This is a genomic window from Microcoleus sp. Pol11C2, from assembly GCF_036701505.1.
Lineage (GTDB): Bacteria > Cyanobacteriota > Cyanobacteriia > Cyanobacteriales > Microcoleaceae > Microcoleus.
Genome location: NZ_JAUBQX010000001.1, coordinates 137,033 through 160,537 on the forward strand (window position 1 = coordinate 137,033; position 23,505 = coordinate 160,537).

The 23,505-nt window shown below is 45.3% G+C and carries 21 protein-coding genes and 1 pseudogene; 9 read left to right on the forward strand and 13 right to left on the reverse strand.

Going from position 1 to position 23,505, the window contains the following annotated elements; genetic code table 11:
- Nucleotides 1–10 precede the first annotated feature (10 nt).
- The 3 genes from QUA42_RS00610 (at nt 11) to mreD (ending at nt 2,478) form a co-directional block, all read left to right on the forward strand.
- Nucleotides 11–1,018, forward strand: coding sequence for a rod shape-determining protein (locus tag QUA42_RS00610; RefSeq protein WP_333134183.1), 1,008 nt, complete (start codon nt 11–13; stop codon nt 1,016–1,018).
- Nucleotides 1,019–1,105: 87 nt separating this feature from the next.
- Nucleotides 1,106–1,912, forward strand: coding sequence for a rod shape-determining protein MreC (mreC, locus tag QUA42_RS00615; RefSeq protein ID WP_333134185.1), 807 nt, complete (start codon nt 1,106–1,108; stop codon nt 1,910–1,912).
- Nucleotides 1,909–2,478, forward strand: coding sequence for a rod shape-determining protein MreD (gene mreD / locus QUA42_RS00620; RefSeq protein ID WP_333134187.1), 570 nt, complete (start codon nt 1,909–1,911; stop codon nt 2,476–2,478). The genes mreC and mreD overlap by 4 nt, the downstream gene beginning before the upstream one ends.
- A 70-nt stretch (nt 2,479–2,548) precedes the next feature.
- Here the strand turns inward: mreD and QUA42_RS00625 are convergent, their stop codons facing one another.
- The gene (locus QUA42_RS00625) at nt 2,549–3,340 is read right to left on the reverse strand and encodes an HAD family hydrolase (RefSeq protein WP_333134189.1); all 792 of its coding nucleotides are present in this window, start codon (nt 3,338–3,340) and stop codon (nt 2,549–2,551) included.
- A gap of 246 nt (nt 3,341–3,586) precedes the next feature.
- Between QUA42_RS00625 and argB the strand changes: the two genes are divergently transcribed.
- From argB to QUA42_RS00640, 3 genes are all read left to right on the forward strand, one after another.
- A complete protein-coding gene (gene argB, locus QUA42_RS00630; protein ID WP_333034924.1) occupies nt 3,587–4,498 on the forward strand; it encodes an acetylglutamate kinase in 912 nt (303 codons plus the stop codon).
- A 163-nt stretch (nt 4,499–4,661) separates the two neighbouring features.
- Entirely contained in the window at nt 4,662–4,925 is a 264-nt protein-coding gene (locus QUA42_RS00635) for a DUF4926 domain-containing protein (RefSeq protein ID WP_333034923.1), read from the forward strand.
- A gap of 198 nt (nt 4,926–5,123) precedes the next feature.
- Nucleotides 5,124–6,911 (forward strand): cellulose-binding protein, encoded by a 1,788-nt coding sequence (locus QUA42_RS00640; protein ID WP_333134191.1) that lies wholly within the window; start codon nt 5,124–5,126, stop codon nt 6,909–6,911.
- A gap of 17 nt (nt 6,912–6,928) precedes the next feature.
- Here the strand turns inward: QUA42_RS00640 and QUA42_RS00645 are convergent, their stop codons facing one another.
- From QUA42_RS00645 to msrA, 4 genes are all read right to left on the reverse strand, one after another.
- Complete coding sequence (locus QUA42_RS00645; RefSeq protein WP_333134193.1) at nt 6,929–7,507, reverse strand: DUF948 domain-containing protein; 579 nt, start codon at nt 7,505–7,507, stop codon at nt 6,929–6,931.
- Between the two features lie 37 nt (nt 7,508–7,544).
- Nucleotides 7,545–7,886 carry a YtxH domain-containing protein gene (locus tag QUA42_RS00650; RefSeq protein ID WP_333059922.1) on the reverse strand — a complete coding sequence of 114 codons (342 nt, stop codon included), beginning with the start codon at nt 7,884–7,886 and terminating at the stop codon, nt 7,545–7,547.
- Between the two features lie 121 nt (nt 7,887–8,007).
- Nucleotides 8,008–8,313, reverse strand: a complete 306-nt coding sequence (locus QUA42_RS00655; RefSeq protein ID WP_333134195.1) for a hypothetical protein — start codon at nt 8,311–8,313, stop codon at nt 8,008–8,010.
- Between the two features lie 173 nt (nt 8,314–8,486).
- On the reverse strand, nt 8,487–9,140 hold the full coding sequence (gene msrA, locus QUA42_RS00660) for a peptide-methionine (S)-S-oxide reductase MsrA (RefSeq protein WP_333134197.1): 654 nt from the start codon (nt 9,138–9,140) through the stop codon (nt 8,487–8,489).
- 317 nt (nt 9,141–9,457) lie between these two features.
- Between msrA and QUA42_RS00665 the strand changes: the two genes are divergently transcribed.
- Complete coding sequence (locus tag QUA42_RS00665; protein WP_333134199.1) at nt 9,458–9,595, forward strand: hypothetical protein; 138 nt, start codon at nt 9,458–9,460, stop codon at nt 9,593–9,595.
- Nucleotides 9,596–9,914: 319 nt separating this feature from the next.
- Here QUA42_RS00665 and QUA42_RS27630 read toward each other — a convergent pair.
- The 3 genes and pseudogenes from QUA42_RS27630 to QUA42_RS00685 form a co-directional block, all read right to left on the reverse strand.
- A pseudogene (locus tag QUA42_RS27630) lies at nt 9,915–10,625 on the reverse strand (DUF6999 family protein).
- Between the two features lie 152 nt (nt 10,626–10,777).
- On the reverse strand, nt 10,778–11,971 hold the full coding sequence (locus QUA42_RS00680; protein ID WP_333134207.1) for a 3-oxoacyl-[acyl-carrier-protein] synthase III C-terminal domain-containing protein: 1,194 nt from the start codon (nt 11,969–11,971) through the stop codon (nt 10,778–10,780).
- Nucleotides 11,972–12,010: 39 nt separating this feature from the next.
- On the reverse strand, nt 12,011–12,646 hold the full coding sequence (locus QUA42_RS00685) for a hypothetical protein (RefSeq protein WP_333134209.1): 636 nt from the start codon (nt 12,644–12,646) through the stop codon (nt 12,011–12,013).
- Nucleotides 12,647–12,892: 246 nt separating this feature from the next.
- Between QUA42_RS00685 and QUA42_RS00690 the strand changes: the two genes are divergently transcribed.
- Nucleotides 12,893–13,909: a hypothetical protein gene (locus QUA42_RS00690; protein WP_333134211.1), complete on the forward strand. Its 1,017-nt coding sequence runs from the start codon at nt 12,893–12,895 to the stop codon at nt 13,907–13,909.
- 468 nt (nt 13,910–14,377) lie between these two features.
- Here the strand turns inward: QUA42_RS00690 and serS are convergent, their stop codons facing one another.
- The 5 genes from serS to QUA42_RS00715 form a co-directional block, all read right to left on the reverse strand.
- Complete coding sequence (gene serS, locus QUA42_RS00695; protein WP_333134213.1) at nt 14,378–15,658, reverse strand: serine--tRNA ligase; 1,281 nt, start codon at nt 15,656–15,658, stop codon at nt 14,378–14,380.
- Between the two features lie 368 nt (nt 15,659–16,026).
- A complete protein-coding gene (locus QUA42_RS00700; RefSeq protein ID WP_333134215.1) occupies nt 16,027–17,661 on the reverse strand; it encodes an iron uptake porin in 1,635 nt (544 codons plus the stop codon).
- Between the two features lie 48 nt (nt 17,662–17,709).
- Nucleotides 17,710–18,714 (reverse strand): ABC transporter permease subunit, encoded by a 1,005-nt coding sequence (locus QUA42_RS00705; protein ID WP_333134217.1) that lies wholly within the window; start codon nt 18,712–18,714, stop codon nt 17,710–17,712.
- The gene (locus tag QUA42_RS00710) at nt 18,711–20,255 is read right to left on the reverse strand and encodes a sugar ABC transporter ATP-binding protein (protein WP_333134219.1); all 1,545 of its coding nucleotides are present in this window, start codon (nt 20,253–20,255) and stop codon (nt 18,711–18,713) included. The genes QUA42_RS00705 and QUA42_RS00710 overlap by 4 nt, the downstream gene beginning before the upstream one ends.
- A 175-nt stretch (nt 20,256–20,430) precedes the next feature.
- Nucleotides 20,431–21,411 carry an ABC transporter substrate-binding protein gene (locus tag QUA42_RS00715; protein WP_333134221.1) on the reverse strand — a complete coding sequence of 327 codons (981 nt, stop codon included), beginning with the start codon at nt 21,409–21,411 and terminating at the stop codon, nt 20,431–20,433.
- 832 nt (nt 21,412–22,243) lie between these two features.
- Here QUA42_RS00715 and QUA42_RS00720 point away from each other — a divergent pair.
- The gene (locus QUA42_RS00720) at nt 22,244–23,410 is read left to right on the forward strand and encodes a glycosyltransferase family 4 protein (protein WP_333134223.1); all 1,167 of its coding nucleotides are present in this window, start codon (nt 22,244–22,246) and stop codon (nt 23,408–23,410) included.
- Nucleotides 23,411–23,505 lie beyond the last annotated feature (95 nt).

Here is a 23,505-nt window from a genome sequence, read left to right on the forward strand (position 1 = left end):
ATCTAGAGATATGGGTATCGACCTCGGTACTGCTAACACGCTCGTTTATGTATCGGGCAAAGGTATTGTTCTGCAGGAACCTTCTGTAGTGGCGATCGACCAAGATTTAAAAATACCGCTGGCTGTTGGAGAAGAAGCAAAAAAAATGCTCGGCCGCACGCCAGGGAATGTCATAGCACTGCGCCCGCTTCGCGACGGGGTAATTGCAGACTTCGATACGGCGGAACTGATGCTCAAGACTTTTATCCGCAGAGTTCACGAAGGCCGAAGCTTAGTTTCGCCGCGGATAATTATTGGCATCCCCAGCGGTGTCACTGGAGTCGAGAGGCGTGCTGTCATTGAGGCGGCGACTCAGGCCGGTGCTAGAGAAGTACGGTTAATTGATGAACCCATCGCTGCGGCGATCGGGGCTGGACTGCCTGTTGCTGAGGCGACTGGCAATATGATTATAGATATAGGCGGAGGTACGACGGAAGTTGCGGTTTTGAGTTTGCAAGGTACGGTGATCAGTGAGTCTGTACGGGTAGCCGGCGACGAACTCAATGAGGCGATCGTCCAATACATGAAAAAAGTTCACAATTTGGTGATCGGCGAACGAACTGCTGAAGAAATTAAGATTCAGCTTGGTTCTGCATATCCAACTCCAGAGGATGACGATGTAATGATGGAAGTGCGGGGCTTGCACTTACTGTCTGGTTTGCCGCGAACTGTTACTATCAAAGGTCCAGAAATTCGCGAAAGTATGTCGGAACCGCTTTCAGTAATTGTGGAAGCTGTCAAGCGTACTTTGGAACGCACCCCCCCGGAATTAGCAGCAGATATTATTGACAGGGGAATTATGCTGGCTGGTGGTGGCGCGCTGATGAAAGGTTTAGATACTCTGATCAGTCACGAAACAGGAATTGTCACTCACGTAGCAGCAGATCCGCTGTGCTGCGTGGTTTTGGGAACAGGTAGGGTATTGGAAAACAAACAGTTGGAACGGGTTTTCAGCGGGCAGTCATCGCGTAATATGTAGTTAACAAATTTGGGATTGTGGATTTAGAAATACGGCTGCAATCTCAAATCTAAAATCCTGACTTAACAATTTTAGATTAGTGAAATTATGCTAAAAAATACATTCCGAAAGTGGTGGGATCTGCGGCTGCAAATTGCTCTTCTAGGTCTAGCTGTAACTGCCGCTTGGGGAGTTCGACAAACACAAGGTGCAGCAGTATTTGAAGTTTACAATTGGGTGACTCGTCCGTTTCACGCCAACGGCTCTGGACAAGAGGAACTTATCTCGGCGCGTACTCAAGAATTGCAAGCGCAGCTATTAGAATTAGAAAATCAAAATCAGAAGCTAAAAGAGCTTTTAGGTTACGTTTCGGCTAAGAAACCAGCAGGAATTGTAGCTCCTATTGTCGGTCGCAGCGCCGACCACTGGTGGCAGCAAGTAACCTTGGGGCGTGGCAGTAAGGATGGCATCAAAACAGATTTTACTGTGATGGGCCCCGGCGGTTTAGTAGGCAGGGTTGTCAGCGTTACTCCTAATACTAGCTTGGTGCTGTTAATCAGCGACGCTACGAGTCAATTGGGTGTGGGCATTACCCGCAGTCGCCACATGGGTTTTATGCGCGGGAAAGGCGGAAATCAGGCGGTGATGGAGTTTTTTGAGAATGTTCCCAATGTCAAGCCTGGGGATGTGGTTTCAACTTCTTCTTACAGTCAGTTGTTCCCTGCTGGTTTGCCTGTGGGAAAAGTGGTTTCGGTGGATATGAATAAAACTCCGGCTCCAGAAGCTGTGGTTGAGTTTTCTGCACCAATGAATGCTCTGGAGTGGGCAGTGGTTTACCCCCACTCTAAGCAAGCCGAACCGAAGGATTCGCAGAGTCAATCTTCTGCACCATCTGAGGGAGCACAGCAGCAATGAAAGCTTTATCTCGGATGTCTTCGCCGCGATCGCGCCCATTTCTCAACTTCGCAGTTACATTTCTATCTGTGATGCTGTGCATACTGATATTGCCCACTCGGATGCCGGGAATGGAATTGCTGGGAATTGGGCCGAACTGGCTGTTAATTTGGTTGGTAGCTTGGAGTATTAAGCGGAAACGTACAGTTTGGGGAGCTGCTAGCATGGGCTTGGTTTTGGGTTTCCTTCAAGATGCGATGACGGCTCCTCATCCCACCCATGCTGTAAGTCTAGTTGTTGTAGGAGTCTTAACAGTTGTTTTGCAAAAAACCTGGTCGATTCCGGTAGATATTGTTGAGAGAGATCCGATTCCGATCGCGTTAATTGTGTTTGGGATGGCGGTGGTAGCGGAAACGGTGATGGGGCTACAATTTTTTTCTATGGGCGATCGGGCTTTACTGGAAATTTGGAGCTATCACCAGCGAGTGGCTTTGTGTTCTGCTATTCTTAGCAGTCTTTGGGCTCCGGTGATTTATTTTCCGCTCAATCGCTTGTGGGAAATGACCAGGAATGTAGAAAAACCTTAGTCAGCCATTAGTCATCACCCATTCGTCATTAGTCAACAGTTAAGTGTTAACTAATTACTGTTAACTGTAGTCATTCTACTATTACTTGTTGACCGGAACCTAATAAGTGATGAACGGCAATAATCAAGTTGCTGAGAATGAAATTAGGCTGGTGCTTTTGGAGTTGATAGCGACTGCGAATTCCGCAGGTAACGGCAATTGTAGGTATTCCCAATGCTTTTCCTGCGAGGATGTCTGCTTCTGTATCTCCGATCATCCAAGCCGAACCCAGCGATGACTCAAATTCTTCTGCAACTTCAGCCAACAATTCAGTTTTTAAGGCTGTATAGTTGTGATAGGCGGCATCGGCCATCTGAGTTCCGCGAATGCTGGTAAACAGTCTGGCTAAACCGTAATTTTGTAACAGTTGAACGGCTTGATTTCTCGGCCGCAGGGTGACTAAAATCAGCCGCACGCCGCGGGAGTGCAGAAGTCCGATCGCCCATTGTACTCCAGGCTGGATGCGATCTAAGTGCAACAAGTCTGGCTGATTGACAATCCGACTCACGCATCCGAGAAAAACGTGAATTTCTTCTCCCGACAAGCCGGAACTTTTGGCTATTTCAGCATCGGGCACTCGGTTTTGTTTCATTTGCCAAAACTGCTGTTTGCTGAGTATTTGAAGGTTGAGGTTGATTCCCCGATCGAGATAAGCTGCTTGAGTATCGGCTAATCCTTGTTGATAGGTGGCGTAGTAGCGATCGGACACATCGACTATGGGCCCGTCTAAATCGCAAAATACCGTCATCCGGGGGGACGACTCAGCCTCTGATGGTAGCTTGTACTGAAGGTTTTCGGAGTCTTGGGCGACAGCAGTTAACATAAAACGTTAAGTAAATCTAGGGAGTTATACATTTCTTGACTGTAGCAAAAAATGTATAAGTTATAATACATAAATTTTAATGCTTTTATTAAAAAAACCTATGAATTTGTTGAGGATGGGGTTCAAGAAAGGCGATCGAGCCTGTGCGTCCATAACTTTAAGGGAAAAAGTGATTTTTGTGGCTGTTAATATGTGCTTTAGCCATTAAAGTTTAGAATTAAGTTTTTAGTCTTCTGTAATTTACCCATGCTCAAACAAAGCGATTTTGTTAGGAATTCGGACACTAATCGAGTAGAGGTGCTGTCCGAAGCACTGCCTTACATTCAACACTTTGCCGGTCGCACCATTGTAGTCAAATATGGCGGTGCGGCGATGAAAGATAGCAATCTCAAAGACAAGGTGGTTCGGGATATTGTGCTGCTAGCTTGCGTGGGGATGCGTCCGGTTGTGGTTCACGGCGGTGGCCCGGAAATTAATATTTGGCTGGAAAAATTAGGAATTGAGCCGCAATTTAAGGATGGTTTGCGCGTGACTGATGCGGCGACAATGGAAGTTGTAGAAATGGTTTTGGTGGGTAAAGTAAATAAGGAAATTGTTTCGTTAATCAACCAAGCTGGTGGCAAAGCAGTGGGATTGTGTGGCAAGGATGCCAATCTGATTCAAGCTCGTCCAGATGGCCGGGAAGGAATTGGGTTTGTGGGTGAAGTCAGCGGCGTGAAAATCCAGATTTTGGAGTCTTTGGTCAACAGCGGTTATATTCCGGTGGTGTCGAGTGTGGCAGCCGATGAAAACGGTCAATCTTACAACATTAATGCTGACACGGTAGCTGGGGAAATTGCGGCTGGTTTGGGAGCAGAAAAGTTGATTTTGATGACCGATACTGCGGGAATTTTAGAGGATTATCACAAGCCGGATAGTTTGATTGCTAAGTTAGATATTCAAGAAGCAAGAGAGTTGGTTGAGTCTGGAGTTGTGTCTGGGGGGATGATTCCGAAAGTTAATTGTTGTGTGCGGAGTTTGGCTCAGGGTGTGAAGGGTGCTCACATTATTGACGGTCGAATTCCTCATGCTTTGCTGCAAGAAATATTTACGGATGCGGGGATTGGGTCGATGATTGTGGCTTCTGAGTTTAGCAGCGCGAACTTAAGGCCTAAGTAAGGTGTAAATCCTAGCGTAGGGAGGGCGGGTGCGTGAAAGGGGTAAACTCGCTGCGATTGCGTATATCCTAACTAAACCTGCCCCTAAAAATCTTGAAAAGGTACTTCTGGGAAATTACTTCAACTAATTCTAACCGTTTTTGAATTTCAGCTTTTCTTAAACTATGATTAAACACTTTAGAGTTTTGGATTCTGTTGCGATTCTCAAGCCGATTTCAAATACGCGATTAGCGCTAGTGGAACCAGAATACGCATCTATTTCTAGTTTGCCAGTTGGACTTGTGGGAACTATTGTTGAACTGTATGAGACGGGAAAAGAATGTCAGTATTTAGTGGAGTTTGCTGATAGTCAAGGGAGTGAATATGCTATGGCTATGTTGAAAGCTGATGAAATTTTAGTTCTGCAATATGAACTTGCAGTTGCTTAGGAATGTGAGGAGAATAGAAGTTAGATAAGGACGATCGCACTTGGGCACAGTAAGGGCGATCGCCCCTCCATTGAGAGACAAAAATGTTAATAATCTTATAGCAGATAGTTTGAGAAGGAACTTTTTGATAAAATATCAAAATTAAAACTGGTCGCACCCGCTTCGATTTTACCTAAAACAATCAAATTAGTCAAATTTATGTCTCGATTAAGTATCCGATCGAACAAAAAAGCTCTGGGCTTTGTGCTGGGTTTATTAATTTTTGTCATTTTCATTCCCGGATGTTGGGCTTTAACAACTAATATTGCTCCCACACCAGTACAGCAAGTAGATAACACAGTAGCGATGCGTGCAAATGTACAAAATACGTCAAATTCTCGCTCTTCTTTAGGAGTTGGGCTTAATGGTATTGCTGACTACTCCACACAATTACCCTTTTTAGATGCTTTCAAATCTTCTAGACAATGGATAACTCAATGCGTTAGCGGACAACCAAACTGTAAAGGTGAATGGGATACAGAGGAGTATAATCTTTTAAATCTTGATGAAAATGGGTGGGTGAAGTCTCTCCCATCGCCCGAAGATGCTCCTAAATATACTAGGGTAAGTACGCTATTACTTAGGGAAATCCCCAATCGCTATCCTTCAGGGCAATATATTGTTACTTATGAGGGTGAAGGTGCGATCGAATATCAATTTGATGGCAAAAAAGATGAGGCTGCGTCGAAACCAGGCAGGGATATCATTAATGTGGATGCCACACAAGGGGGAGGCATAATGATTACAATTACTGCTACCGATCCTAAGAAAACAGGGAACTATATCCGCAATATTAAAGTGGTTCGCTCCCAAGATGAAGACCTTTTTCAAAGGGGTGAAATATTTAATCCGCTGTTTATAGAAAAAATTAAAAAATTTAGGACCTTGCGTTTTATGGACTGGATGGATACAAATGGTTCTGAACAAAAAGAATGGTCAAACCGACCGAAAACAGAGAGTGTATCCTATGCTTACAGAGGAAATGTTCCCATAGAAGTTATGGTGAATTTAACTAACAAAGTCCAAGCAGAACCCTGGTTTAATATGCCGCATCAGGCTACGGATGAATATATGACTAACTTTGCTAAAATGGTCAAAGATAGTTTAGATCCAAAGCTGAAAGTTAATGTAGAGTATTCTAATGAGGTTTGGAATTGGTCATTTCGACAATCGAATTATGCCTTGGAACAAGGTAAAGCGAGGTGGGGAGATAAAGGCGATGCTTTTATGCAATGGCACGGAATGCGTAGTGCTCAAATGTGCGATATCTGGAAAGGCGTCTTTGGGGATCAAAAGAATCGAGTTGTCTGCGTGTTAGGAACTCAAAGAGCTTGGAAAGAGTTAGGCAATTATGCTTTAGATTGTCCCTATTGGGTAGCTGAGGGCAATAAACCTTGTTATCAACACGGTATTGATGCCGTAGCCATAGGTGGATATTTTAGCGGAAACTTGGGCGGGAAAGAAAGTGTCAGCACAGTAGAGTCTTGGTTGAATGACGCAGATGGCGGGTTTGGCAAAGCTTTTAAGCAATTAAGAGAGGGTGGGTTACTTCCGGGCTTCAAAGATAGTTTGCCCGATGTTGATAATGACTTTAGGTATTACTTAGGTGTGGCTCAAAAAAAAGGACTCAAGTTATTTGTTTACGAGGGGGGTCAACATATTGTAGGTATTCAAGGAGTTGAGAATAACGAAAAACTGAGCAAGTTTTTTATGGAATTAAATAGGCGCCCAGAAATGTATGATATGTACACCCAATTACTGAATAGTTGGAAACAGGCTGGAGGCAGTCTTTTCATGCACTTTGTAGATGTGAGTTCATTTAGTAAGTGGGGAAGTTGGGGGGCTTTGGAGTATGTGGAACAAAAGGGTTCGCCTAAGTATGATGCTTTGATGGATTTTATTGATAAGAATCCTTGCTGGTGGGATGGGTGTGCTGTTGAGGGATGATGAGAAATTGGGGGCAATCAAGAATCCTTCGACACTTCCTCAAACTCTTCAGCATCCCCCGGTAAAGCCGAACCCTCGCTACTCCTCAACCTGGGCGATTCCCCATTACTCGCACCCGCACCGTAAACCCCAGAATACCTGTCCTCTAAACCCGAATCCCTTAGCGAAAGCGCACTTCTTTGACTCGGCGACAATCTCTCTGTTGACCGGCGATTTGTCCCAGAAATCGGCGGCTTCCGAGTTAAAGTTTTCCAAGCAGCCTTAATCCCAGTCACCACGCTGCGAGTAGTTACCTGGACGTTTTGCGCCTGCTTTTTGGCGCTACCAATACTTCGATCGACCTGTTTGACAACCTCGCCCGCACTTTGTACTCCCTCGCTGACATCATCCGTCAACTCGCTAATTTCCAGCCCCGTCAACCGAATCGCCTCCAAAGTGGGCGGAAATTCGCGAGAAAGTGTGTCAGCGAGCTTTTCCACGCTGCGGGCCGCCCGTGCCAGCGCTTGCACCGCAGGTATTAAAGTCACTAAAACAGCAGTCAGGCTAACTGCCACTAGCAAAATTGAAAGTCCTAGCCAAAATATGGGATCACTCACTTGAATCTGGGATTGGGGGTTGAGAATTTCATGGCATTTAGCGGATGGGGGGGCGCGACGGGGGACTCACTTCAGATTCAGCTTCCGACAGGGTTTGGCGTTCCCGCTGAGTCGCTTCCAAACCTGCCGCGATCGCCTCTTTGAGTCTAATCAAAGTTTCGTCCCAATTCCGAATTGCAGTTTCAGAAAGTCGATCGGCCTGCAACTGCACGCTAGTCGATAAATCTTCCGCCAACTCCGGCAAAGCATCGGCCGATTTTTTCAATATCTGGCGCGTCTCCTTGCCCGGTCGCGGTGCCATCAGCAAGCCAGTCACCGCCCCGATCGCAGAACCCACAAGCAAACCGCCAATAAATAATCCTGAACGTTTAGTTGACATTTTTATAACTTCTCTCCATACACCAATTTTAGGGGCGTTTGCCCGATCGCAGCCCTTTACAAAGATAGAAATATTGTTGAAAACCCTAGGGAGTCAGCACAGGCGGCAATTTTAGGATAGCTTACCTCAAACGTCGATCGCGCCTGGACCAAAGCATCCGTCCCAAACCCAGCAATCCCAAAAGTTGCTGAACCTGTTGCAGTTGCAATTCTAGTTGTTGATAACGCCGTCGTAGTTGGCGGGTACCTTGCTGCCTTTTACCAAGGAAATCCGGCGTCGTACTGAGGACATTGCGGCTACAGCGTTCGATTGCTGCGATCCGAAGTTCCAAACGTGCGATCGTCCGCCTGATTTTCCACACTCTCGCAGCGATATAAAAACAGACTACAGATATTAGTATATTGATAATTACAACAGCATTCAGCATTTATTACCTATTTTCAACTACTAACATATTCCGCTTTTTGTGGCGGGCTAGGAGTAACGGCCTACCAGATATATTGTAGGGAGACAACATTGTTGTCTCCTGATCTATGTTTTAGGGACACAACAATGTTTTGTCCTGAACTATGTGTCCCTATCCCTAAGCTGGGTCAATTTTTAAGCCTGAGACATAGCAGGCAAACAAACCTTAGTACCGCCCAAGCCGCAATAACCGTTCGGGTTTTTAGCAAGATACTGCTGATGATAGCTTTCTGCGTAATAAAACTCAGGAGCATCAATAATTTCAGTGGTAATCTTGCCGTAACCGGCTGGAGTCAAAGCTTGCTGGTAAGCATCGCGCGAAGCTTCAGCTAGCTGCTTTTGGCTGGCTGAATACGTGTAAATGCCCGATCGATACTGAGTACCCGAATCATTGCCCTGACGCATTCCTTGAGTAGGATTGTGACTTTCCCAAAAAACTTTGAGCAGCGTTTCGTAACTAATTACTTTGGGATCGAACACAACCAGAACTACTTCATTATGTCCCGTCATCCCGCTGCAAACTTCATTGTAAGTAGGATTCGGAGTAATCCCGGCCGCGTAGCCAACAGCGGTCGAAAAAACTCCATTTTGTTGCCAAAATTTACGTTCTGCTCCCCAAAAACAGCCCAGGCCAAACAAGGCAGTCTCCATGCCGTTTGGAAAAGGAGGTTTGAGCGGATTGCCGTTAACAAAGTGACTTGCCGGTACCGACATCGACTCGGCCCGTCCCGGTAATGCCTCTTGGGGAGAGGGCAGGCTCGACTTTTTGCCAAATCCAAATAGCACCATAAGTTTGTGAGGGGATCTCTGATAAACGTCTTTACCTTACTTAATAATATCAGATGTATACTGAAAATAGTGGTCTGCTTAAAGGTAGAAGGTAAAAACCAGAAGGCAGATTTTTTTTTCGCAAGGTTTTTGGTGATACTGCTCACTGCCAACGCAGTTTTAAATCACATTAGGCAGTGTTCTATGTCACCAAAATATACCTAAAATATCACCTATTGTTGAGGTAAAAATCACGCGGATTTTAGGCAAAATAGCCGATTATTAAAGGTATGGTGTTGTAGTAGTTATTCAATGCCATTTATAGGGAGTGTGTAGAGATGGGCGCTAAACCTTGCAGTCAACCTTTAAAATCTAATCCCTTTATTACTTACCGCGACCCAATTACAGGCAAGTGGATAGTTGTAAGTCAGACTTTGCCTCAAGCAGCAGAACAATCACAGCTAGCAGCAGCTTGAGTTTTCCTATTAATTTTATACCTGAAAAATTAATTATAATTTCAGATTGCCTAGGGGCTGGTTTTACAAACCATCTATGCCTAAAACCAACAATCTCGTAAACCCACCTCGCTCAACGGTCAATTGGAAGATAATTTTTTTTATTATATCCAAGAAAGGGTTTACGTAGATTATTAGTGGTATGGGGCGGGTTTACGAGATTGTTTGCTATTATTAAATATTATTGGTAAAACCCGCTCCTACGGTATTTAGGGTTATTTAATCCGAGTTAAGTTTATCTCTTTTTGCAGTTCCAAATACCGATAGAGATATTCCGAAACTATCCCGTGGAAAAACAAGTTGCGTGCCGCATTAAATGGACTGTTGAGCGGTAGCGGATCGCGATTGCAATTACATGATTCCAGTCGCAATTTCCGGTAATCTCGCTGACGTACACTCCAAAATTTTCATCTAACTGAAGCGACATCACTGCTCGCGCAAATTCGTCGCTAGTCAAACACAGAGAATAAAAGACTTTAAAGAATTCGATCGCCGATTCTAAATCCAGAATCTTTAGCCATCGGCGTTTTTCAAAATCTATGGCAACTTCTACTGGTTGAATGCTATCATAATTGATTCCCAGTTTTTTGACGGGTTGCAACCAGTTAGGATTTGTCAGCATTGCCTGGTTGTAATCCCAGACAAAGTTATAGAGAATTAAGTCGTGTTAGAGAAACGCATTGTCAGCTAAATCGTTAACAGTGCGCGGATAAAGCTTTGACTTTTCTATCTGGGTGTCGGGGCCGTTGTCAATCAAAAAGTTGATAATGTTGGAGCCGATGCAGATGTGTCGGACAATTAAATAACAAGCTTCTGGCGAGACAAAGTTATTTAAAAAAAATGCAGCCGATTTGTGCATTAAAGTGTAAGCGCAGAATTGAAATGGCAACAGGCGCTTTGTTGTCATAATTACCGCCAGCAACAAGTTAGCAATTACTTTGATATGGATGAGTAAATAATTGCGAGTCCAGTTTTTCAAATCCCGCATCATGTATGCTTTTGCAACTAAATCGACGGGAATAGCTCGATCGCAAAACAGCACATCCTAAACATTCGGATATCGGCGGTTATAGGGTTTGGTAGCGTAAGGGATTTTTCGCTCATCTGGGAGATTTTAGGTATCTTGTTTTTGCAGCTTTTGCATTATCGAATTTCCTCCAAGTGTAGCAAATATAAACGAGCAGTAACGCGAGCGGTTTTGACAATGCGGCGGGCAATATCCTCTGTCATCCATTCGGCATTAATCAAATTTTCCAGCTTGGCTAAATGCGACTGGTCATTAGATCCGTGATAAGCTAAAAACGATACTTGTTCGGATTGCAAACCGAGAGTTTCTTGAATTTGTTTTGCCCACTTTCCCGCCAACCGATTGCCCAATCCTTCGATAATAAACATACTGCCAATTAAATCAACCGGATTTTCCCGCGATGCTTGGTGGAAGATAAAAGCTGATAGTGCTTCGCTGCCAATATTCTTATCATATTCCACAATTTTTGCCAATTCACCGCCCACAGAAACATAATTTTGTTCTAGCATTTGATAGTCGCGGTGTTCGTCTTGAGCATGACCGATAAAAGTCGATCGCAGGCGAAAGTCACTCATGTTAGAAGCAGCGCGAGCAATCCAGCGAGCTCCCTCTACAACTTGCGGCCGGAGATTGCACAGCAAAGCTTGATAATCTTCTATTGTAAACTCTCCTCGGTACAATTTGCGGACAATGGTAACAGAACGAATTTCGCGATCGAACTTCAGCCAAATCCATGCTAACTCCCGCAACAAATAAGCTTGCGGAGAGTTGGGGTGTTCGGGTTTAACGCTTTTGAGAGGCGAAGCTTCGGGAACCTCATGAAAGTTAGAAATTTGAGAACTCATAGGCTTATGGGTATTTTCCACAGCAGTTAACATCATATATGCCGTTGTAAACTGGCCGCTTTCCGGGACAAAACAAAAGATTTTCTGTCCAGGCTGCAACTTGCCCGAATTTAACAAGTCCTCTAACATTAAATAAATCGAGGCGCAGCCTGTATTTCCCCGTGTATATAAGTTGGTAAACCATTTTTCTTCAGGAATCATGCAGCCTGCTTGTTCCAGAAGTTCTACAATTTGCCCCCGTAAAAAGTGAGACGAATAGTGGCACAGCAGCCAGTCGATTTCCTGCGGACAAACTCTCCCGGCTTTAATCAGCCGCAGCCAACCTTCAACGCCTAATTTCATTACATTTTCCAGCAAGGGAATATTTTGCCGCAAGTCAAAAGCTCCCGCTGTGGCTGCATCGAGATAGGAGGAATAATCCAACCAGCTTTTAGGGGATTTTTCGTTGGCTAATCCTGAATACATACAAACAGGATAAGCATTGGCGTAAGAAACGAGTTCAATCTATTCTATTTTTAAGCTGATTCCTGTCGCGTTAGGATGGTTTTGGAGCAACAATGCTCCCGCATCGTCGGAGAACATCCAGCGCAGAAATTCTGTATCGAAAGGCAGGGGTTTTCCCGCTTGCACTGAAGTCTTTGCTTCAAATTTGGTGTTCTTGAACAGGCGCGAGGGAAATTCGGAAGCGACGGCAATGGCGGTTTGTTTTTTGCCGAGTTCGATTTGAGAGGCGGCGTAATTTAAAGCACTAACTCCGGCACAGCAAACTCCTTGAGTTGACAGTATTTCTAGGGGGTATAATTCGGAAAGTTCGCCGTGTACTGTGCTGGCAAATCCCGGTACTAATAAGTCTGGTAAAGTGGTAGCGCAGACCAATAAGTCGATCGCCCCTGCTTCCAGATTTGACTGAGAAATCGCGTCACGGACGGCAAACGCTGCCATTTGGCTGTTAGAATATAGTGTTTGCTGCTGTTTGTCGATCGCGTAGTAGCGCTGTTGAATGCCGTTGCTGTTGAGAATTCGCTGCCTGACTCTCGAAGGGCGCGAGGCAATTTTGCCGAGATACTCTTCCATCTCATCGTTATTAATCGGTTCTCCCGGCAAAAATTTTCCGATCCGATTGATATAAGCACTGTACATGGCGTAAACCTCTAAAGTTGCTAATTTACTCGGGTTCGTTCGTTTGTTAAATCAAGCCAGGAAATATCTAAAATTGATAATGCTTTGAGAAGGAGTGAACTTGAAAGGAGCAAGCAGCTATCTTGTAGAGTCGCCGGAAATCAGGCAAGTTTAGCAACAGGGGCAACAAGTAACCTGAAGCGGGGTGAAGTTTATGGTAATTGAGCCAATATGTAACTAGAGTTCCTTCGCAGCTTCTCGACTGAAATGGATATTGCAAAACTAGATACTTGGTATTCTCCTTCTCAACGCCGCACGGCTGTTTCGCTGCTGATGAAACGAGTAGGCGTAACTCGCACTAGGGCTGAATGCTTTATCAGGCTTTGGGTTTACTTATCGGTGAAACAGCTTCAGGAAAGCCAGCCCCGTCTCAAACCACCGCTGGCCAAACTGGAAGTGCCAGCAACAGAAGTGCAGTGTACTCACCGGGAAGCCGCCGAACTATTTTACTGTGATTCCGATCGCGGGAGCGATCGCGCCGCCGGAATGATGTTAGATAAATTAGCAGCACTCGGATTAATCGCAAAACACTTTGATGGTAACGCTACGGCAATTCAGATTCAACCAGTTTCAGAAATTTTAGAGGCCGCCGAACCTCAAAAGCCTGTACAACTCCAATTAGATAATTTTGACCCCCGGTGCGACGCGATTCCGGTTGCCAATTTATTAGCCACCAATTACAACTGGATGAACCGAAACACTAACACCGTTCCCCACAAAATTGCTAAAATACTCCGGCTTTTTGCCAGTCAATACTCAAAGGGAATGCGAGTTTTGCGCCGCTCAGATAATCTCAATCCAGTCGGCTTTTACTTACTTTATCCCACAGCTAGCGAATCTGAAGTAAATTTTTTTAATGCTCCTAGTAAAGGGCTTCATTTAAGTTCTATTTCCGATATCGATCCTTTCAAAATGGCGCTACCAGGAGATATAAATTGCCAGTCAGTATTTGTCCGCAGTTGGATGATCGATCCGCAGTATTTGTCAGAATACCGCATTGCTTTTCTCGAAGACTCACAAAAAGTTTTAGGCCAAATGCAAACAGATTTTCCCAATCTTTGCGACTTGTACACCCTGATGATTCACCCCATGTACGAAAAACAGTCCCTGGCTTTGGGATTTCAGAAGACTAGCAGCGATAGTCAATTATCTGTTTATTGGATGTATCTAGCATTGGATAGATTTTTAGCATTAAATATCAAAGAAGCGTTGCTCAAACTTTAAGTAGAAGGAAGTTCGGCAACGGATTCGGTAACGGATGTAACGGATGTAATGGATGTCAGTCCGATGGAAGTCGGAAGAAGGAAGAAGTCGATAAAACATACAACACCCAGAACCCCGACTTAGCCGAAGTTGTCGGGGATCTAACAGCCTTCGCGTTTTACGTTATTTTTTAGTCCCCTTCTGCGGGGACGAAAGTTTGTCTAGGAGGGATTTCAATAGCCGAGTCATATCCAATCCGGTAGCATCGTCGGGCGTAAAATCTAGTCAACATTCAACCACGAACCGTGCAACCGGAATTTCTCTAATTCATCTGCGTTAATCTGTGTTAATCTGCCTGTATCTGCGGTGAAAAAAAATATAATTTCTCAACCGCAGATGACAATGGATTCACGCAGATTCACGCCGATGAAGAGAAGAGAGAGAGGCATAATTCCGATGCCAACAGATTTGATATAACTACAAACTTGTCTATAAAACTTCCCGTCCCAAATAGGTTTGTAAGGCTTCCGGCACTTTTACAGTTCCGTCTGGCTGCTGGTAATTCTCCAAAATTGCCGCCATTGTGCGGCCCACAGCTAAACCGGAACCGTTGAGCGCGTGAACGAATTGAGTGCCTTTTTTACCCGCTTCTTTAAAGCGAATATTTGCCCGCCGCGCCTGAAAATCTGCGACGTTGGAACAACTGGAAATCTCGCGGTATTTGCCCGCAGATGGCAGCCACACCTCTAAATCGTAGGTTTTTGCCGCCGCGAAACCTAAGTCGCCCGTACACAGTGCGATCGCCCGATAAGGCAATTTCAGCGCCTGCAAAACTCCCTCAGCATCCTGCACTAACTTTTCGTGCTCTGCCTCGGAGGTACTCGGATGCACGAGTTTTACCAATTCAACTTTATTAAATTGGTGCAGTCGAATTAATCCCCGCGTATCTTTGCCGTAACTGCCAGCTTCGCGGCGAAAGCAAGGAGTGTAAGAACAGTGATAAATAGGCAACTGTTCTGCTGTCAGTATTTCGCCTCTGTACAAATTGACAACCGGAACTTCGGAAGTAGGAATCAGCCACAAATCGTCTTGATCGCACTTGAAACTTTCTTCAGCAAATTTAGGTAATTGACCCGTAGCCGTGAGGGATTCAGTGTTAACTAAAAATGGGGGAATTACTTCTACATAACCGGCTTTTGTGTGGCGATCGAGCATGAATTGAATAATCGCTCTTTCCAGGGCTGCACCAGCTCCCATTAAGCTGACAAAGCGGGGCTGAGCGATTTTTACTGCCCGTTCAAAGTTGATGATTCCTAATTTTTCGCCGATTTCCCAGTGCGGTAAAATACCAGAATTTTGGGGTATGTATTCGTCTCCCCAGCGCCGGATTTCGACGTTTTCCTCTTCATTTTTGCCGATCGGCGTTGAGGAACCCGGCAAGTTGGGCAACGGTAGCAATAAAGCTTCTATTTGAGCTTTTAGGTCTTTTTCCTGTGCTTGCAGTTCGTTCGACTCGGTGCCGACTGCGTTGCCTTCTGCTTGCAGTTCCTGAATTTCGGGTGATTCGAGGGGTAAACCCAATTTTCTTTTTTGACCGATGAGTTTGGCAATTTCGTTGCTGCGGGCTTGCAGTTGCGATCGCTTGCCTTCCAACTCTCGCTGCTGTTTGTCTAATTGCAAAATCGGCTCGATTTCATAGTTACCTCCGCGCAGGTTGAGGCTTTCTTGCACGGCTTGCGGGTTTTCTCGGATTAATTTGAGGTCTAGCACAGATTTATTCTAAATCTTAAATTTTAGATCGGCTGGGACAGAACGAGATGATATAAAAGCTTTGTTAATCATTGGCATATTAAATCATAATTTATTCTGACCGAAATTCCTCGTTGGGTGTCACCCATGAAGGGTGACACCCCACAAATGTATGTTATAGTTGCAAATATTAGTAGATGCACCCTGATAATTTTCTACCCCAGCCAGCGATGGTAGGGGTTTTTTGTTGTGTGGCATGGAATTGAAGCCCTGGATGCACTATCAGTCTAAAAAACCCGGTTTCTCGCGATTATCGTCTCAAATGAGGCAATTACGTCAAGAAACTGGGTTTTTGCGTCCTGGACTAGGTTACTAAAATATCTTTCCGCTTAAAAGTTAAAGCCAGTGCGAAGCAACCAAACCCATTGAGTGTCGTTGCGGCTGTCATTCTCAGGATTAACAACGACCCAAGCAGCAGGGGTGATAGAAATGTTGTCGTTGACCTGAAAGCGATAGAAAGCTTCAATGTGATAGGAAGTATCTCGCTCGCGGCGCACATTACTGCTCGTCACGCGACCTGGTAAACCCACTAAAATCCCCGGTAGGTTGCCTTCACCTCCCACATCTGGGAAACTTACCCCGATCGCTGCATACACAATATCGGCGCGATCGTCGCCGTCAACATTTAGCAAAACCACGCCACCTCTACCATCAGAAACGCTGCTAACACCGGAATTTTCTGCATTGGCGCGAGTATAAACGCCCCAACCGTGAACTTGCAACCGGGGAGCAAGGCGGTAGAATCCTTGTACGCCTACAGAATCGCTGGATGTAGCAATATTGTCCCCAAACGGTCGCGCAGCCAGAAAACTGCCCGTACCGCCTGTGAGGTCGGCTTTACCGCTTGGCGCAAAGGTACGAGAATAGGCTACGCCAATTGCTCCGCGATCGCCCCGGTAGGCAAGCTGAACCAGAGCGTTGTACGAACCGTTGAATAAACCGTTACTTTGCTGCGAGAGATTGGGATTTCCGCCTACATAGCCCACAGTCAGGGTGAGGTTTTTGACGATCGTCCAGTTGACAGCAGCACCGCCACCTCCCCGGCGGTAGAGGGGATTGTATTGTCCGAACTTCGAGGGAATTCCCTCACTATCGCTGGCGATCGTTGGAGGAGTCAGTAAATCCGTAATATCGGGATACCCAACACCTGTGGGGCCGACGGTCAGCGCCAGATTAGAGGTCAGCGGCGTTACATACAATACGTGAGGAACGGTGATTGTGTTATCGACATTGCCATCAAAGTTCAAGGCCGTCATATTTGTACCCGTCTCATCGGCAATCCTCCTGCCCAAATTGCCGAATTCCAAACGGGTTCTCAGCATATCGCGACCGGTGAAGCTGGTTTCCAAATTTAATCGCCCCCGGTTGGCAACCATAGTGTTGGTGCGATCGCGCGAATCCCCAACACTGTTGCCCGAGGTATCTGTTACCACCACGATAATTTCCGCATTCAGCTTAGTCGTGGTGGAGAACTGATTCGCTTCTAGTTCGGCTGTGCGTGCATCGAGAGCATCGACTCGACCCCGCAACACCGATAATTCAGTTGCAAATTCTGCTTGCAGCTTTTGGACGATAGCTAAATCTTCCCCAGTAATCTGGTTGGTTGTTCCTGCGGCAATTAGTTCGCTAACTCGATCGAGACAGCTATTCAATCCTGCTGCAAATTCGTACCGCGTCAGCGCGCGGTTTCCTCTGTAGGTGCCGTCGGGATAACCGGCAATACAGCCGTAGCGTTCTACTAGAGATTGCAGCGCCTGAAACGCCCAGTCAGTCGGTTTTACATCCGAGAGTTGAGAGACAGAATTTACCTGCCCGAAGGGGTTTTCTGCCAAGGTATTTAACGGTTCAGAAGCAACTAATCTCTCAATTGGTGCTGCAAAACTTGGTAATGATGTTAGTAGAAACACAGCAGGTGAACCCAGGATAAAAGCAGTAATCAGGTGATAAAAATGCTGGATGTGCATAAGATAAAGCTCCGAATAAGGAACCGATACACCGAATTAGCAATACCTTTACGCTGCGCTTGAACCGGTGCGAACTTTGTCAATCGTTACTGCGATAATTATCACCAGACCTTTGACAACTAACTGCCAGAAGAAAGACACGTTCATGAGAGTTAGTCCATTGTTTAGCAGGGCAATAATTAAAGCCCCCAGCAAAGTACCCCAAATAGTGCCAATTCCACCTGTAAAACTCGTTCCTCCCAAAATTACAGCAGCGATCGCGTCTAATTCGTAGCCTTGCCCCAACATTCCCGTCGCACTGTAGAGGCGCGACGCGCTCATAATTCCACCTAAACCAGAAAGCAACCCACTCACGCCATAGACAAATAACAGCACGCGACTCACCTTAATACCTGTCAATCGTGCTGCCCGAATGTTACCTCCCACAGCATAAATATGCCTCCCCAGAACAGTCCGCCGCAAGACAAACCAACTCGCTAAAACTGCGAGAAAAGCGATAATAACTAACCAGGGAATAGGGCCAACATAGCTGTTACCTACCCACGCGAAATTCAAATTTCTATTGATAACTGTAGTGCCGTTAGCTACTAAATAAGCAACTCCCCGTAAAGCAGTGTAAGAACCCAGGGTGACGATGAACGGAGGCAAACCTAAATAGGCAATTAGGGAGCCGTTAAGTAATCCTAAAAATACTCCGGCTATTAACGCAGCCGGTACGGCAAACCAACCCAGACCGGGAACTAAGGATACCAGTACCCCGACTACGGCAGTCACGCCCAAAATAGACCCGACAGAAAGATCAATTCCGCCAGTCAAAATCACAAAAGTCATGCCGGTAGCTAGGACAATATTGATCGAGGCTTGCCGGATGACATTGATCAAATTTCCTACTGAAAGAAAGTTGGGCGTTACCAGGGAAAAAATTATACAGATGCCAACCAAAATCGGCAGGATACCGGCAACTTGGATGAAATTTTTCCAAGCTTGAGCTTTACTGGCTTTTTGGCGATCGCCCCCAGAATTTCTGTTCGTTTTTGTTTGCGTTTGACTCATGATTTTACTACCTCTTTTGCACCAGTGGCATAAGCCATAATGTTCTCTTGCGTAATTTTTTCCCCAGTCGATCCGCCTACTTCACCGACGAGGCTTCCTGCTCGCATCACTAAGACGCGATCGCTCATTCCCACAATTTCCGGCAACTCGCTGGAAATCATTAAAATACCTACACCCTTGGCTGCCAAATCGCTAATAATTCGATAAATTTCGCTTTTGGCGCCAATGTCCACACCCCGCGTCGGTTCATCTAGCAAAAGTACCTTTGGGTTGATAGCCAACCAACGCGCTAGCAGCAACTTCTGCTGATTCCCCCCAGAAAGATCCATTGCCCTGATGCTTGGACTTGCAAGGCGAATCTGCAAATTATTAATAGCATCATTGACAATTTTTAACAGAAAATTTGAGTTAATAATGCCAGCTTTTGCTTCTCGCTCGAGGACATTCATGGTGATATTTTCACCCGAAGTTGCCTCCAAAAATAGTCCGAGAGCCTTGCGATCTTCGGGCACGTAAGCAATTCCGGCGGCCATTGCTTCATTGGGTGTTGAGACATTGAGAGGATGATTTTCGAGTTTTATTTCACCGCTTGTCTTTCGATCTGCACCAAAAATCAGGCGGGCAAGTTCTGTTCGGCCGGCGCCAACTAAACCAGCTAAACCCAGAATTTCGCCCGCATGAAGTTGAAAAGTGGCCGGCTTTACTTTGCGGCCGTCGCTTAAATTTGTTACCTCAAGAACAACAGCACCTGGTGTTATTTGATGCTTGTTTTCGTACAAATCCTGTAAAGAACGACCCACCATCATTTCCACCAGGCGATTGGCAGAAATTTCGTGCTTTTCAAGAGAGCCAATATATCCGCCATCTCGGATCACGCTCACGCGATCGGCAAGGGCATAAATCTCTTCCATCCGGTGGCTGATATAAATAATAGCAATGCCCTCATTCCGCAAACGGCGAACCACTTCAAAAAGCTTATCTGTTTCGCGGTCTGAAAGTGCCGCTGTCGGCTCGTCCATCACTAAAATTCGGCTTTTATCTTTGAGTGCCCTAGCTATTTCCACTTGCTGCTGTTCGGCAATTGAAAGTGTGGAAACCAGGTCTCCAGCATCAAAACTGGCGTCGAGGTTTGTTAATACCTCAGCGGCCCTACGCCGCATTTCATCTTGGTCTAAAAATGTACCTCCTTTCTTCAGCTCGCTGCCCATAAAAATGTTTTCAGCAACTGTCAGATTGGGGGCGAGATTGAGTTCTTGATAAATAATCGCTATCCCTAAATTTCTGGCTTGACCGGGGTCTGTCATCTTAACAGCTTGACCGTCAATTTTGATTTCGCCTGCATCAGCTATGTAGGCTCCCGCCAGAATTTTCATCAGCGTACTTTTGCCCGCACCGTTTTCCCCCATGAGGGCGTGGACTTCGCCTGGGTAAACGGTGATATTTACATCGTGCAAGGCTGTAAAACCATGAAAGGTTTTTGTAATACCTTGCATTTCGAGGACGGGCTGAGTTTTAATTGAATTTTGAGTGCTATTTACCATCGCAAATACCGTAATTTTAGGCGAATTACAATTCGACGTTTGCTAAATCAATTTGGGGAATTAATTGCAGGTATATCTGTAGGGTACGCATTGCCCACTTTACTCCTGTCAATAGCAGAATGACTACCAAAAAGAAGTAATTTCACAAACCAGTCGGTTGCCAGTAAGTCCTGGTTTATTCACTTGTCCAGCCTTTATGTTGATTGACGTTTTCGCGAGTAATCAGCGCGACTGGAATCAGAATGTTTGGATTGGCTGGCTTTTTTCCTTTCAGAATGTCGTTGCCGACTTCAACGGCTTTGGCTGCCATGCGAAATGGATCTTGAGCTGCTGTAGCCACAAATAAACTGTTGTTCTGCTTGAGCGCATCTAAAGCTTCAGGTGCACCATCGACTCCCACAATAAAGAACTCGCTCCTTTGTGCTTGCTTGGCTGCTAATTCTGCACCAATGGCACAGGGGTCATTAATTGCAAAAACAGCATCAATTTTCGGGAAGGAAGTAAGCAAATCGCTCATCACTCTTAACCCGCCATCGCGACTACCTTCTGCGTTCTGATCTTTGGAAAGAACTTTGAGATCGGGATATTTGGAGAACACACTCTGGCAACCCTGAACTCGCTCGACCACTGAAGCGACGGGAGGCCCGTTGATAATCACAACGCTGCCTTTTCCTTTCAAGCGATCGGCTATATATTGACAACTTACTTCGCCAGCTTGCACGTTATTTGAAGTAACTGTGGCATCAACGCCTCCCTCGGCGGCGGTATCAACTGCAATTATCGGAATTCCGGCTTGCTTGGCTTTTTCGACAGCCGGGGCAATGCCTTTGGTGTCAGCAGCATTGAGTACAATCATGCTGACATTAGAGGCAATAAAGTTTTCGATTTGATTAAATTGCTGATTTAAATCGTCGCCGCTGGAAACGAGAGTTGTCCTCACGTTTGCACCGCCGATTTTCTTGGCTGCGGCCTCAGCGCCCTTGCCAACTTGTACGAAGAATGGATTGCCGAGGTCACGGACTGCTACAGCAACTGATGAAAGTTCGGAGTTGCTTTTTTGCGTGCTGTTTTGAGCGTTCTGGGAAGCGGCGGTGCAACTTGCCAGAGTGCTGCTGAGTAGACTAAAAAGACTGAGTGCGATCGTTACTCGTTTCACCTCAAACTCCAATGAAGGCTCGTTTGGAGAGAGTCGCTCATAAATATGGCGTTGCCAACCTAAGATTAGCTTTTGTCAGGTTTAAGCTCGAATACCTAATATTTTAGGTGACAGGCTATTCCTCGTACATGATTGTACAAAACCTTGTTTATTTTCTACTCTTAAAACTTTCTTGCTCGGCTCGTTAGACTACTTTTACGAACAGACTAGATACGAATATCTAGGCTCGGTTTTCCCTGCAGAAAAAATCAACTCGGCTTGATTTTTTTTCAATGCTTTATGAGCCTTAATTTTAGCAGCGTTTTAGAAAATTTTAGGAGAATATTTTCGACAAAATTTTTCAGAAATTGTTTTTAAAACCTGGCAGAGTCATATTGAATTTAACTCTCTATGTTTGCTGATGATAACAGTTCAATACTGGCTCGATATCTATCTTTGGATAGACAAAACTTTTAGCAAAAACTAAAGATGCGAGTTCCTATATCGACACCGATCTGCTGATCCGCAGTCTGGTCGGATGCACCGCACCAACTCAATAAATCTTAAATTTTACTTGAGGTAGGATATTGTAAAAAATCATTAAGTTTACTGTTAATAACGGTAGATCGTAGTAAACTGCAACCAAAGCCTCGCGCTCACCCATGCAGCTAGTTAAAAAGCCCTAGTTAAAAAGCAGAGCTTCGCTCAAAACTAACGGTGAGAGTAGGCGAGTCAAATATTTTTATGTAAAACCTGCAAGTACAGTCATCTTGATATGGTGGAAAAGCTCTGGATAATGGCGATCGCCCTTTTTGGCAAAATCACTATACTGCAATAATTGTCTGCGCTGTCAATGCCTAAATCTGAGATGCGATCGACAAATTACGTGTTCTGTTTCCTAGAAATATTTGCCAGCGAAGGCGGCATTCAATCCTACGTTCAAGACATTCTCAAAGCTTACCAGTCAATAACCGCAGGGACCAACTCACCGCCCCAAGCTGAAGTTTTGCTGTTGCGAGATTCCGAAGACTGCAACAATCCTTACGAGTCAAAAAATCTGAAATTTTATTACCTCAAAACCGAGAATCGCGGGTTTGACCGTCTTACGTTTGCTACAATATTACTAACTCGATTGCTGCAAAAACGACCGAAACGGGTTTTTTGCGGTCATATCAAACTCGCACCGCTGATTCAAACTTTATGCCTGCCACTGGGAATTCCCTACACAATTTTAACTTATGGCAAGGAAGTGTGGGAACCGCTTCCGCCCAAATATCAAACAGCAATGAGACAAGCTGACAGTATTTGGACTATTAGCAGGTACACGCGCGATCGCACTTGCAAAATTAACCAATTAAATCCTGAAAATTTCCACATAGTGCCTTGTACTGTAGATGAAAATATATTTACGACGGGGCCGAAGCCACAAGATTTATTAGAGCAGTACAATTTGGTTGGTGCTAAAATATTGATGACTGTAGCCAGATTGCGATCGACGGATATTTACAAAGGCGTCGATGTCACTATTCAAGCTTTGCCACAAATAGCCAAAACTTTTCCGAATGTGAAATACTTAGTTATTGGCAGAGGAGACGATCGACCTAGATTAGCCAAACTCGCTGAAGATTTGGGAATTGCCGAAAGAGTAATATTTGCGGGTTTTGTACCGACAGAAAATTTAGCAGCACATTACCAGTTGGCCGATGCTTATGTAATGCCCTCCCAGGAAGGCTTCGGTATAGTTTATTTGGAAGCGCTGGCTTGCGGAGTACCCGTACTCGCGGGAGACGCGGACGGGTCGGCCGATCCGCTGCAAGATGGTAAACTGGGATGGCGAGTTCCCCACCGAGATTCAGCAGCAGTAGCGCTTGCTTGTGTGGAAATGCTGCGAGGAGAGGATAAAAGGTGCGATCGCGACTGGTTGAGAGAAGAAACCCTCGCGATATTTAGTTTTGAATCCCTTTGTCAATCCTTACAAGGAATTTTTCAACCCTCTGACTCAGATAAACTTATGCCGTAGAGAGCGGTTTCTGGGTGTACAATAGAAAAATTAACTCGATCGACCGCCTGAATTTCTGAGTAGGATAGAGTTATGCCTACCTGCAAAGACACCAA